Origin of the sequence: Micavibrio aeruginosavorus EPB (assembly GCF_000348745.1) — a bacterium.
Taxonomy (GTDB): domain Bacteria; phylum Pseudomonadota; class Alphaproteobacteria; order Micavibrionales; family Micavibrionaceae; genus Micavibrio; species Micavibrio aeruginosavorus_A.
This window is the reverse complement of the sequence record NC_020812.1, coordinates 2,112,867-2,125,406: the sequence shown is the minus strand read 5'-3', so window position 1 is coordinate 2,125,406 and position 12,540 is coordinate 2,112,867. Positions and strand designations below refer to the sequence as shown.

Sequence of the window (12,540 nt, the reverse complement as noted above, 5' to 3'; positions counted from 1 at the left end):
GACACGTTGTTTGTAATGAAATTAGGTAAATGACGCTTATGCAAAGAAGAGCGAATTTAAAAAAACGACCAGAAGCAGGGAGAATGCTATGTCGAGTAACGAATCCATTGGGATCTTGGGGCAACTCCAAGAAGATTATGTCAACAAGCAGCAAGATGCTCCGATTTCCCTGAGCGAATATCTCGAACTTTGCAAACAAGATAAATGGGCTTACGCCAACGCGCACGAGCGCCTGTTGAAGGCGATTGGCGAGCCGGAAAAGCTGGACACCAGCGCGGACCCGAAACTGTCCCGTATTTTCAGCAACCGTGTTCTGAATGTCTACCCGGCATTCTCCGACTTCTACGGTATGGAAGACACGATCTCCGAAATCACAAAATTCCTGAAAGCCGCTGCGCAGGGCCTGGAAGAAAGCAAGCAGATTCTGTATTTGCTGGGCCCGGTTGGTAGCGCGAAATCCTCTCTGGCTGAACGCTTGAAAGAGCTGATGGAGCAAGAGCCGTTCTACACGTTGGCCGCTGAAGTCGACGAGCTGGATGATGCTGGTGAAAAAACTGGCAAAACGGTTCTGGAATACTCCCCGGTCAACGAAGACCCGCTGGGTCTGTTTGATCCGAGCAAGCGTGTTGGGAGCGGCACGCTGGCCGACGTCATGGAGGAAACCTATGGCATTGAACGCCGCTACATGAAGGGCATTATGTCCCCGTGGGCCGTGCAGAAACTGAAAGAATTTGGCGGCGATATGTCCAAATTCAAAGTGGTGAAGCGTTGGCCGTCCAAGCTGGATCAGGTTGGTATCTCCAAAACTGAACCGGCTGACGAAAACACGCAGGACATTTCCGCATTGGTTGGTAAAACCGATGTTCGTAAACTGGAAATGTACTCCCAGAAAGATCAGCGTTCCTTCGCATACTCCGGCGGCCTGTGCACAGGTAACCGCGGTATCATGGAATTCGTTGAAATGTTCAAGGCGCCGATCAAGACGCTGCACCCGTTGCTGACCGCAACGCAGGAAGGCAACTTCTCCAGCCCGGAAAACATCGGGATGATCCCGTTCAACGGTATCATTCTGGCTCACTCGAACGAATCCGAATGGGCAAAATTCCGCAGCAACAGAGAGAACGAAGCCTTCCTGGCTCGTACCTATCTGGTACGCGTGCCGTACACGCTGCGCGTTGACGAAGAGCTGAAAATTTACCAGAAACTGTTGAAAAACAGTGCTCTGGCCAAGGCTCCGGTTGCGCCGGGTACGCTGGAAATGCTGGCTGAATGGTCCGTTATGACCCGTCTGAAGCCGACGGCCCACTCGACCGTTTATTCCAAAATGCGCGTCTATAACGGTGAAAACCTGAAAGAGACCGACAAAAAAGCGAAGCCGTACACGGATTATCGTGACGAAGCCGGCATCGAAGAAGGCATGAATGGTTCTGACACCCGTTGGGCGTTCAAAACCCTGTCCAAAGTCTTCAACGAAGCCAGTGACGAAGTCAGCGCCGATCCGATCCGTCTGATGAATGTTCTGGAAGATCGCATCAAGAAAGAGCAGCTTGGTGACGAGACGACAAAAAGCTATATCAACCTGATCAAGGAATTCCTGCTGCCGAAATATGTCGACTTTGTTGGTCGTGAGATCAGCACGGCCTATATCCAGAGCTACAAGGAATTTGGCCAGAACAAGTTCGACCAGTACGTTCTGTATGCAGATCACTGGATCCAGGATCATGATTACCGTGACCAGGAAACGAACCTGACGATGTCCCGTGAAGATCTGGAAGAAGAGCTGCAAAAGTTCGAAAAACCGGCTGGCATCATGAACGGCAAAGACTTCCGTAACGAAGTCGTGAACTATGTCCTGCGGGCGCGCGCCAACAATGGCGGCAAAAACCCGGCCTGGACATCGTACAAACCGTTGGCCAACGTGATCGAAAAAGGCATGTTTACCAGCATGGAAGACATCCTGCCGGTGATCTCTTACACCGCTAAAGCGGATAAGAAGGCCAAGGAGCGTCACGAAGAGTTTGTGAAGAGCATGGGCGAAAAAGGTTATACCGAGGCGCAGACACGCGTTCTGACCGAATGGTATTCCCGCGTGCGCAAGAGCAAGCCGACATTGGGTTAATTTTACGACCTGATCTAAACTCGAATCTGGTGCAGCGCGGAATACAAACCCATTGGGGAGGGTGTTCCGCGCTGTGTCTATTCCGATGGAACGCCGTGAAAAAGCTTGCTTATTTCGCCTAAACCGCGTTGCATAGCGTAAACAATAAAAAAATTCTTCAGGGAGAAGAGCTGTGAGCGAGATCATCGACCGTCGTGGTCAATCCAGCGGGCAAACAACCGCCAGTCGCCGCCGTTTTCGTGAGCGTTACAAAGGTTACATCAAAAAGGCTGTCGATCGCGCGATCAGCGATGGCAACGTCACCGACATTGGGGCGGGTGGCACGGATGTCAGTATCCCCAAACGCGATTTGAAACAGCCGCACATCAGCCACGGTCAGGGCGGTATCAACGATATCGTTCACCCGGGCAACAAGGAATTTATTGGTGGTGAGCGTTTCCGTCGCCCGAATGGCGGCGGCAGCGGTGGCAATGGCGAGGGTGCTGGCCAGAATGGTGGCGGTGAAGATGATTTCACCTTCCATTTGTCTGAAGAAGAATTCCTGAAATATCTGTTCGACGATCTGGAATTGCCGAACCTGGAAGAAAAACGCGAAGCCGACCTGACGAAATATAAACGTCAGCGCGCCGGTATCGTGTCCTCCGGTCCGCACAGCAAATTGGATCTGGCGCGTTCCAAGTCGGAAAAACTGGGCCGCGTCATGGGTATGAGCGCGAACGCCAACCGCAAAATGCTGGCGTTGCTGCAGGAAAAGCGCGAAATCCTGCGCGCTTACGCGCCGGATTACGTCCCGCCAGCGGACCCCGCCAAGGTGAAAGTGGTGAAACCGACCGAAATGCCGATGGCCCAGCGTATTCGCGGGATCAAGGGACAGATCGTGAAGTTGAGCGCTGAATTTGGTGCGGCGGTTGAGCCGAACGATTCCAAGCGCATGGCTGAAATAGACGCCGAGATCAAAAAACTGGCGCCGGGTCTGAGAAACGCGGCCGCCTGGAACGAATCCACCGACCTGAAATATCGTTTTGATACGAAAAAGCCGTTGCCGAATTCCAAGGCTGTGATGATTTGCATCATGGACGTATCCGGTTCGATGACGCAGGAACACAAAGATCAGGCGAAGATTTTCTACTTCCTGCTCTACCGCTTCCTGAAGCGCCACTATTTGAAAACGGACATCGTTTTCGTGCGCCACCACACCGAAGCGAAGGAAGTGGACGAGAAGGAATTCTTCTATGGTCGCGAAACCGGCGGCACGACGGTGTCTTCGGCGTTGCAATTGACGCGTCAAATCATTGACCAGCGTTATGGTGACGGCAACTGGAACATCTATGGCGCACAAGCATCGGACGGCGACAACTGGGCCGACGATACCCGTGCGTGCAAACCGATGATCGAAGATCTGTTGAAGGATATGCAGGCCTATTTCTACACGGAAATTACGCCGCGCGATCACCAGAATCTGTGGCACATGTATGCGGAAATTCAGGCCAAGCACCCGGATCAATTCTGGATGGGGCAGATCCGCAACCGTCAGGAAATTTTCCCGATCTTCCGTGAATTTTTCCAACGCCGCAGTGCTGGAACGAATGTCAGCGCGAATTTGCGCCCGGCCTCGTTGGACATGGTTTAATTGCCAATTCGGCTGAACGTTAAAAACGCTGCACGATAAAAGAGTTAAAAGATGGCAAAAGAAAAAAAGAAAACAGAACAGGTTCTGACCCCGGCACAAAAAATTGACGAATTGCTGAGCAATTATGTCGATGGTCGCGACGTCTTTAAAAAGGCGGATGACTGGGACTATAAATTGCAGTTGGTCCCGGGAGCCGAGGATAAAGATATTCCGCGCAACTGGATTGAGCTGGCGGACAAGGTCATTTCCATTCTGGCCCATGATAAATATGGCCTGGATACCTATAAAAACCGCATTGAAATTATTTCCGCGGAAACGATGCTGGATCTGTACGCATCCGTTGGTCTGCCGGAAAGCTATCCGCACTGGTCCTTTGGCATGCAGCGCGAACAGGAAGGGAAGTCCTATAATCAGGGGCGTTCCGGTCTGGCGTACGAGATCGTCATTAACACCGATCCGGCGATTGCCTATTGCATGGACAGCAACACCAAAACCATGCAGATGCTGGTGATTGCCCACGCCAGCTATGGCCACAATTCCTTCTTCAAGGGCAACCATATGTTCAAGCAGTTTACAAAACCGCGGAACATTTTGGCGGATCAGGCCGCAATGTGCGAAGCCGTCCTGCGCTATGAAGACAAGTATGGCCAGGAAGAAGTTGAAAAGGTTCTGGATGCCGCGCACGCGCTGCAAAATTATGGCGTAAACCGTTATAACAAGCCGCAACGCCGCACCCCGCAGGAAGAAGCGGCCCGTCGTGCCCAACTGGAAGAAATCCGTCAGCAAAACGTCAACCCGTTGATGGACAGCCCGATCTTCCGTGATGCGTTTAACAACGCCGCGAATGATAACGGTGAAAAACAACACTTCCCCGCCGATCTGGAAGAAAACCTGCTGCGTTATGTTGCGGCCTATGCCCCGCATTTGCAGGAGTGGCAGCGTGATTTGTTGCGCCGGGTCAGCGACCTGTCCCAATATTTCTATCCGCAGCGCCAGACCCAGGTGATGAACGAAGGCTGGGCCAGCTTCTGGCACTACACGATCATGAATGATCTGCACGAAATGGATTTGATCGACGATGGTATGTCGATGGAATTCGTCCAATCGCATTGCGGCGTTTTGTTCCAACCGGAATTCGACAGCCCGTATTACAGCGGCTGGAACCCCTATGCGCTGGGCTTTGCGATTTACCAAGACATCAAGCGCATGTGCGAAAACCCGACGGACGAAGACCGTGAATATTTCCCGGACATCGCCGGCAAGGAATGGCTGCCGACGCTGAAATGGGCGATGCAGAATTTCAAAGATGAAAGCTTCATCGAACAGTTCCTGTCCCCGAAAGTGATCCGCGACATGGGTATGTTCAACATCCATGATGACGAGCTGGAGGAATTCCTAGTCGTTGACGCGGTCCAAAACCCGGATGGGTACAAGGTGATTGCCGAACGTCTGGCTGCCCAATACCGTCTGGCCGAGCGCGAGCCGGCGATCGAGGTGGCTGGTTACAACTACCGCGGTGACCGCAGCCTGACCCTGCAGCACAAGATGTTTAAATATCGCCCGCTGCACGAAGAAAACACCAAGGGCGTGCTGAAACATCTGTACAGCCTGTGGGGCCACCCGGTTGTGATCCACTCGGTCAGCCCGGAAGGGACCGTATCCGCAACGATCTCCATGCCCACCAGTGCGGCGGAGCGTGGCCTGAAACTCGGCGACAAGATGAAGTACAATATCTAAGCTTCATCGCATCCGTTAACAAAACCCCCGGCATGACCGGGGGTTTTTGTATGGGCGGACCCGTATAGTGTATAATTTTCACTGGAAATCCCGGCCCGGATATGATTAAAAAGGGCCCTGATTGGTACAGGGGTATAGCTCAGTTGGTAGAGCGACGGTCTCCAAAACCGTAGGTCGAGGGTTCGAGCCCTTCTGCCCCTGCCATTTTCTCCATTAAGACAGCCGAACACTCGCGTTTATAAGCACGCGCCCACCATTGTTATGGCGCGCAACCGCGCGGACGCGTGGGGTTCGAGCCCTTATTTATGTCTGCGTGCAAGCGCACGCGGGCCCTGCCATTTTTCTCAGACAATTCAGCCGAAAATCTTACGCCGCAAACTGCTCATCCACCATCCGGCGGACGATGGTGGGGTCTTTTTCCTTGTTGATGCGGTCGCGGAATTCGGAGGCGCCTTGCATGTCGGTGGCGTACCACGACAAATGCTTGCGGGCGATGGCGACGCCTTTGAATTCGCCGTAATAATCAATGATGGCGTCGTAATGGTCCCGAATGATGCGCAGGCGTTCGGCGTCTGGTGGCGCGGCGCTGGCGGTGCCGGTGCGCAGGTAATCCATCGTTTGTTTTAAAACCCATGGCTTGCCGCAACTGCCGCGCCCGATCATTACGCCATCCGCGCCCGAGGCTTGCAGGGCGGCCTGTGCGTCTTCGGGGGTCAGGATATCGCCGTTGATCACCACGGGAATTTTGACGGCGTCCTTGACCGCACGTACGGCATCCCAATTCGCTTCGCCCTTGTACATCTGGCACCGTGTGCGGCCATGGACGGTGACCATTTGTACGCCAACATCTTCGGCCATTTTGGCCAGGCGCGGGGCGTTGAGGTTGTCGTCGTCCCAGCCCAGCCGCATCTTGACCGTGACGGGAACGGTGACGGCCTTTACCGTGGCCTCCATAATGGCGCAGGCCAGTGGTTCATCCTTCATCAGGGCCGAGCCCGCGAATTTTTTGACGATCTTTTTCACCGGGCAGCCGAAATTGATGTCGATAATGGCGGCGCCGCGCCCGACATTGATTTTGGCGGCTTCGGCCATGATGTCGGGTTCGCATCCGGCCAGTTGCACGGCCATGGGGAATTCTTCGGCGTAATTATCGGCATTGATGCGCAGGGATTGGGTTTCTTCCTGCAACGTGGCGCGGCTGGCGATCATTTCCGAAAAGACGAGGCCCGCGCCATGGCGTTTGACCAACCGGCGAAAGGGCAGGTCGCTGATGCCCGACATGGGCGCCAGAAACACGGGGTCCGGAATGTCGATATTGCCAATCAAAAAGCCCATTCGGGGTGTTGCCTCACGCTGTGCGGGTATGGGGCCATTTTATGCCTTGATCGGCTTATGAATAACAGAGAAAAGTGCGGGCGGGCCTGGTGGACGCTATTTTTCACTGGCAATCCGACTGCGCTTGGGCTAAAAATCCTTATCTTATCTCCCCGACAATCTGGTTCTTCGAAAACGGCCCCGCCGCGATACGAACCTGTGGTGGAAAAGATCCGCGTTAAACTGCGCTTAAAGGATTGATTGAAATGGCAAAATTGAACCCTGTTGCATATTTCCGCCAAGTGAAGGCCGAAATGAAAAAGGTCACCTGGCCGACCCGCAAGGAAACCACGGTCAGCACGATCGCCGTGTTTATCATGGTGACGATTGCGGCCATCTTCCTGTTTACCGCCGACCAGATCATTGCCTTCCTGGTGCAATTTATCATTGGCCTCGGTGGTTAGGTCCAACGGACAGTTTTGAAACAGATTTAAACGAACACCAAAAACGAAGAGAGATTGAAATGGCAAAACGTTGGTATGTGTTGCACGTCTATTCCGGTTTTGAGAACAAAGTTGCCGAATCCCTGATGGAAAAGGCAAAGAAACACGGTCTGGAAGATCGCGTGGAACAAATCATGGTTCCGACCGAAGAAGTGATGGAAATGCGCCGTGGCCAGAAGGTCAACGCCGAGCGCAAATTCTTCCCGGGCTATGTTCTGGCCAAACTGGATATGAGCGACGAAGTCTGGCACTTGGTGAAAGATACGCCGAAAGTGACGGGTTTCCTGGGCGCCGGCAACCGTCCGTCCCCGATCAGCGAGAAAGAGGCCGAACGCCTGCTGAAACAAATCCAAGAGGGCGTTGAGCGTCCGCGCCCGAGCGTGATGTTCGATATCGGCGAAGAAGTGAAAGTGGCCGAAGGTCCGTTCGCATCCTTCAACGGTGTTGTTGAAGACATCGATGAAGAGAAGGGCCGCCTGAAAGTGTCCGTGTCCATCTTCGGCCGCGCGACCCCGGTGGAACTGGAATTCACGCAGGTGGAAAAAATCGCCTAATTTTTCGGCGTCGAAGAGTTTTCAAAAACACCCCGATCCATCTGGACGGGGTGTTTTTCTTTATCTTTGCGTCGGTGGGGTGCCGATGCTAGGCTCTTAAAAAAGCCGTCAAAAGAACAGGAAGCGTGATGTCAAAACCCCTCTCTCTCGAATTCGCCCGCGTGCGGGATATGTGCGCCCAGATTCAAGCGTTGAAAGCCCCGGTGTGCGCCGGGTTTCGTGGGTTCCACCCTGATCAGGGGCGCTGGACCATCAGCCTGCGCGGTGATGATGCGCGGGATGACGGGGCAGGGGTTGTGACGTTGGGCGAAGATCTGGCCCGGGCTGTGGCGGTTCATTTGGCTGGTTCTGACGCGGTTGCGGACCGTAAAGTTGCAAAAATCATTGAAATTCAATTGGATAGCCTTGGGTCGCTCAAGGATCAGGACTGGACCGCGCTGCCCTCCGCTTCTTCGGCGGAAACGGGCCGGGCACGCGTGCGCTCCGGTATGCGTCTGGTGAAGTAATTCCCGCTCTTTTTGCCCCCTCTTTTTGCTTGATTTCATAAGGTGGAATCCCTATGGTGCGCCGTCCTTTGGTCCGTTTTGCGGGCCGGGGGCGTGGATCGTGGGAGGCTGTAGGGTGGTTTTCAAGACCATTCACCCGGCCGTACCACGGACCCGTTTGCTTTTGAAAAACGGAGGAAAACAATGGCAAAGCAGATTACTGGCTATATTAAGCTCCAGGTAGCGGCTGGCTCCGCTAACCCGTCGCCGCCGATCGGTCCGGCGCTGGGTCAACATGGCGTAAACATCATGGAATTCTGTAAGGCGTTCAACGCCAAGACAGAAAAGCTGGAAAAGGGCATGCCCATTCCGGTTGTGATCACGGTGTATCAAGACCGCTCCTTTACCTTCATCACCAAAACCCCGCCGATGACTTTCTTGATCAAGAAAGCCGCTGGCATCAAGTCGGGTTCCGGTACCGTGGGCAAAGGTCCGACCGTTGGCAAAGTCACCCGTAAACAGGTGAAAGAAATTGCCGAACTGAAAATGGTTGACCTGAACGCGAAGGACATCGAAGGCGCAATGCGCATGGTCGAAGGTTCTGCACGTTCCATGGGCGTTGAAGTGGTTGGAGGTTAATGATCATGAGCAAGAAAATGAAAGCCGCTCTGGCTCTGTTCGATCGCACGAAATCCTACACGGTAGAAGACGCCGTGAAGGTTCTGCAGAACGCCGCAAAAGCCCGCAAATTCGACGAAACGTTCGAAATCGCTCTGAACCTGGGCATCGATCCGCGTCACGCTGACCAAATGGTCCGTGGCATGGTTGAGCTGCCGCACGGTACGGGCGCGAAAGTTCGCGTTGCTGTTTTCGCCAAAGACGCAAAAGCCGAAGAAGCGAAAAAAGCCGGTGCCGACATCGTTGGCGCAGAGGACCTGGTTGAACAGGTTCTGGCTGGCAACATCAACTTCGACCGTTGTATCGCAACGCCGGACATGATGGGCCTGATGGGCCGTATGGCGCGCGTTCTGGGTCCGAAAGGCCTGATGCCGAACCCGAAACTGGGCACCGTGACGATGGATGTTGCGAAAGCAATTGAAGCCGCAAAAGGTGGTTCCATCGAGTTCCGTGCGAACAAAGAAGGTATCGTGCAGGCTGGTGTTGGCAAAGCATCCTTCGCCGAAGGCAAGCTGGTTGATAACGTGAAAGCGTTCATCACCGCGATCCAACGCGCGAAGCCGGCTGGCGCACGCGGCAACTACATGAAGAAAGTGACCCTGTCCACGACGATGGGCCCGGGCATGAAAATCGACCTGAGCAGCGTGGCCGCGGAAACATCCGCAGGCAAAGCCGCCTAAGCGATGATGTAAGTGTTCGAGAAGCCCCGCCCCAGAAAATGACTGAGGCGGGGCTTCTTCTTTATCTGGTGTAACAAACGAAGGAGACGTGAGCGATGTATGGATTTGACAAGACCCGTTACAAAACACTGCACTTGGCTGCTGCAGAGGCCGCCCAGCGGATTTATTCCGCCGGCATTGCGATCTGGAATAACCGGATTGGTCCGGGTGGCAACAACGTCATGGCCAACCATGCGGCCCATGCGTTTGATGATACGGATCTGGCGGTGATGGATCATTGCAGTGATCCGCTGGCCCAAACCTGGTCCCAGATGATCCGCCTGCGTCAGGATTTCGCGCGGAACGCGTCCAATGATACGCTGGTTGAAATTTATGGGCTGGCCCAAACGGCCAAGGCGCTGGGCTGGGCCCCGTTGTCGGAGCCCTATCGGGCCAATGGTCCGCGTCCTGTATAGGGTTTGCGCATAGGGCCCGTGGCGACGTCACAGGAAAAGAAGAGGGCGCGAACCATGTGGTCGCGCCCTTGTTCTTTATTGCGTTTCGTCAGGCTTAGCGTGCGTGGGCTTTGCCGGCGTGAATTTTGGCGTAGAGCGTGTGGTTTGCTTCCAATTTAAGCTCACCTTCGGTTTTGACCAGCATGGCGCCGCGTTGATCGTTGGCTTTCAGCCAGCCCAGAACAAACTGGTCTGCACCGTTCGGGTTCTTTTTATGGGCCGTTGTGAAGGCCAGAGTCAGGGCCTCGATGGAATAGGTGCATTCTTGGGTGGCTGTGTTCGCCATGGCTGTTTTATCCTTAAGGATTGAAGGTTGCCGTTGTTGAGTGGTTTTCTATAATGCCAAGGGCTTCGGGGTCAAGATTTTTCGTATGAAAGGCCTTAAAGACCTTGACGTATATGCGGTTTTTCCCCTATAACCGCCCGGCATACGGGGTATGGCGACATATCCCACCTGTCCAAGACTGCCGGTTTCTGGGGTTAACCCATTGTAAATCCAGCATAGATGGGAATTTCAAGACGTTGCATAAAGTCGGGTTTCCGGCATTATGCGTCTTTTTGTTTTTCCATGATCAAGGTTTTGGCGGGATGTATCGGATGCGGTGCATCCCTTTGTTGTTTTTAACCCGGGAGAAAACCCATGGATCATGCCCAAAAAGCACAAATGATCGAAAAAGCGCAGATCGTTGCTGAAACGAAACTGCGTTTTGAAGACGCCAACCTGGTGATCTTGACCCAAAACAAGGGCACCAGTGCTGAGCAAGATCGCAGATTCCGTAAGAGCCTGCGTGATGAAGGCGGCAGCGTGAAGATCGTAAAGAACTCGCTGGCGAAACGTGCCTTGGTTGGTACGAAATTCGAAGGTCTGGTCGCTTCGCTGAAAGGCCCGATCGGTATCGTAACGTCGAAAGACCCCGTTGTGGCGGCTCGTGTTGCGCACGCTTTTTCCAAAGAAACCGATGGCAAATTGGAAATCGTTGCAGGTGCAAGCACGGACGGCGTGATGGATCTGGCGAAGATCAAGTACCTGGCCACTTTGCCGTCTCTGGATGGCCTGCGTGGCAAACTGGTTGGCCTGTTGCAGGCACCGGGCGCTCAATTGGCCCGCGTGACCAACGCATACGCAACCAAAGACCAAGCCTAATACTGAAAATTAAATCAGCTTTTTTATAGGAGAACGAAAATGGCTGCTAATCTTGAGAAACTCGTAGACGACCTGTCCGCTTTGACCGTGCTGGAAGCAGCCGATCTGGCGAAAATGCTGGAAGAAAAGTGGGGCGTTTCCGCCGCTGCTCCGGTTGCCGCTGCTGGCGCTGGTGCTGCTCCGGTTGAAGAGAAGGACAGCTTTGATGTTGTTCTGACCGACGGCGGTGCAAACAAAATCAACGTGATTAAAGAAGTTCGCGCCATCACCGGCCTGGGTCTGAAAGAAGCAAAAGACCTGGTTGAAGGTGCACCGAAGCCGCTGAAAGAAGGCGCTGCTAAGGCTGACGCAGAAGAGATCAAGAAAAAGATCGAAGCTGCTGGCGGTAAAGTTGAACTGAAATAATTTCGGTTCACTGCTGAATAGAAAACCCCCCGATCCGCAAGGACGGGGGGTTTTTCATGGCCTGAATTTTTTTCAGGGCTTAGAGATACGGCGTGTTCGGCAAATCGGCCTGCGGCGGGGCGAAGAAGCGGTAGCGCATGCAGAAGACGGCAACATCCTTCGCGCTCATGCGGCTGGGCAGGCTGGCGGCGGTGGGGATGCCTTTCATTTGCGGTGGGTTGAAATCCGCGAACAGGCCCTTCATGCCTTCGTCCTGCATGATGCCCTGGATCTGGGTCATGGTCTTAATCCAGGCGCCGAACAGGGCGGGGTCGTCGGTTTTGCTCTCGCGGCGTTCCCGTCGCGCTTGTTGGGCGATTTGGCCCATGCGGGCATTGATTTGCAGCCACAGACGCGAAACCTGGTCCGGAGAATTGTCGCGCATATTGGTAAGCAATTGAAGTTCCTTGCTTTTTCCAAATAAATTGCCATAGGTTTCGCTCAGATTCATCATGGCTTCGGTCAGGCCAAAGGCTTGATCCGGCGTGCTTTTTTCAATGGTCAGGTAGTTCTGGGTGATTTCGATCAGGGGCTCTTCCGTGCCTTCGGCTTCAAACTGGACCAGGGCCTTGACCGCATCGGCCAGGCAAATCTCTGCGCGGCCCATCGGGCTGGCGATGCGATAGGCCACGTCGTTCCATTTGTTGCGGAGGCTGAGCCACGTCTTGGTCCAATCCATAATCTGTAAAATCCCTGTATGAAGCCATGCGTTTAAAATTTTTTTGCGTCATAGCACGCGGCCAAATCTTTTCATAATG

The 12,540-nt window shown here is 53.8% G+C and carries 14 protein-coding genes and 1 tRNA gene; 12 read left to right on the top strand and 3 right to left on the bottom strand.

Annotation, left to right across the window (positions count from 1 at the left end; genetic code table 11):
- Positions 1–88 precede the first annotated feature (88 nt).
- From A11S_RS09990 to A11S_RS09975, 4 genes are all read left to right on the top strand, one after another.
- Complete coding sequence (locus A11S_RS09990) at positions 89–2,119, top strand: PrkA family serine protein kinase (RefSeq protein WP_015468394.1); 2,031 nt, start codon at positions 89–91, stop codon at positions 2,117–2,119.
- Positions 2,120–2,291: 172 nt separating this feature from the next.
- Positions 2,292–3,749 (top strand): YeaH/YhbH family protein, encoded by a 1,458-nt coding sequence (locus A11S_RS09985; protein ID WP_015468393.1) that lies wholly within the window; start codon positions 2,292–2,294, stop codon positions 3,747–3,749.
- A 51-nt stretch (positions 3,750–3,800) separates the two neighbouring features.
- Positions 3,801–5,486 carry a SpoVR family protein gene (locus A11S_RS09980; protein WP_015468392.1) on the top strand — a complete coding sequence of 562 codons (1,686 nt, stop codon included), beginning with the start codon at positions 3,801–3,803 and terminating at the stop codon, positions 5,484–5,486.
- Between the two features lie 128 nt (positions 5,487–5,614).
- Positions 5,615–5,690: transfer RNA gene (locus A11S_RS09975), tRNA-Trp, on the top strand.
- A 162-nt stretch (positions 5,691–5,852) separates the two neighbouring features.
- Here the strand turns inward: A11S_RS09975 and dusB are convergent.
- The gene (gene dusB, locus A11S_RS09970) at positions 5,853–6,821 is read right to left on the bottom strand and encodes a tRNA dihydrouridine synthase DusB (RefSeq protein ID WP_015468391.1); all 969 of its coding nucleotides are present in this window, start codon (positions 6,819–6,821) and stop codon (positions 5,853–5,855) included.
- Positions 6,822–7,066: 245 nt separating this feature from the next.
- Here dusB and secE point away from each other — a divergent pair, with 245 nt between their 5' ends.
- The 6 genes from secE (at position 7,067) to A11S_RS09940 (ending at position 10,155) form a co-directional block, all read left to right on the top strand.
- Entirely contained in the window at positions 7,067–7,264 is a 198-nt protein-coding gene (secE, locus tag A11S_RS09965) for a preprotein translocase subunit SecE (RefSeq protein ID WP_015468389.1), read from the top strand.
- Between the two features lie 59 nt (positions 7,265–7,323).
- Complete coding sequence (gene nusG, locus A11S_RS09960) at positions 7,324–7,857, top strand: transcription termination/antitermination protein NusG (protein ID WP_014103685.1); 534 nt, start codon at positions 7,324–7,326, stop codon at positions 7,855–7,857.
- A gap of 128 nt (positions 7,858–7,985) precedes the next feature.
- Positions 7,986–8,363 (top strand): hypothetical protein, encoded by a 378-nt coding sequence (locus A11S_RS09955; RefSeq protein ID WP_015468388.1) that lies wholly within the window; start codon positions 7,986–7,988, stop codon positions 8,361–8,363.
- 183 nt (positions 8,364–8,546) lie between these two features.
- The gene (gene rplK, locus A11S_RS09950) at positions 8,547–8,981 is read left to right on the top strand and encodes a 50S ribosomal protein L11 (RefSeq protein ID WP_041794060.1); all 435 of its coding nucleotides are present in this window, start codon (positions 8,547–8,549) and stop codon (positions 8,979–8,981) included.
- Complete coding sequence (gene rplA / locus A11S_RS09945) at positions 8,981–9,700, top strand: 50S ribosomal protein L1 (protein WP_015468387.1); 720 nt, start codon at positions 8,981–8,983, stop codon at positions 9,698–9,700. The genes rplK and rplA overlap by 1 nt, the downstream gene beginning before the upstream one ends.
- 95 nt (positions 9,701–9,795) lie before the next feature.
- Positions 9,796–10,155 carry a hypothetical protein gene (locus tag A11S_RS09940; protein ID WP_015468386.1) on the top strand — a complete coding sequence of 120 codons (360 nt, stop codon included), beginning with the start codon at positions 9,796–9,798 and terminating at the stop codon, positions 10,153–10,155.
- Between the two features lie 94 nt (positions 10,156–10,249).
- Here A11S_RS09940 and A11S_RS09935 read toward each other — a convergent pair whose 3' ends face one another.
- Entirely contained in the window at positions 10,250–10,480 is a 231-nt protein-coding gene (locus tag A11S_RS09935; protein ID WP_015468385.1) for a hypothetical protein, read from the bottom strand.
- A 354-nt stretch (positions 10,481–10,834) separates the two neighbouring features.
- Between A11S_RS09935 and rplJ the strand changes: the two genes are divergently transcribed.
- Both rplJ and rplL read left to right on the top strand, forming a co-directional pair.
- Entirely contained in the window at positions 10,835–11,338 is a 504-nt protein-coding gene (rplJ, locus tag A11S_RS09930; protein WP_015468384.1) for a 50S ribosomal protein L10, read from the top strand.
- Between the two features lie 39 nt (positions 11,339–11,377).
- A complete protein-coding gene (gene rplL / locus A11S_RS09925; RefSeq protein ID WP_015468383.1) occupies positions 11,378–11,743 on the top strand; it encodes a 50S ribosomal protein L7/L12 in 366 nt (121 codons plus the stop codon).
- A gap of 79 nt (positions 11,744–11,822) precedes the next feature.
- Here rplL and A11S_RS09920 read toward each other — a convergent pair whose 3' ends face one another.
- Positions 11,823–12,461 (bottom strand): hypothetical protein, encoded by a 639-nt coding sequence (locus A11S_RS09920; protein WP_015468382.1) that lies wholly within the window; start codon positions 12,459–12,461, stop codon positions 11,823–11,825.
- Positions 12,462–12,540 lie beyond the last annotated feature (79 nt).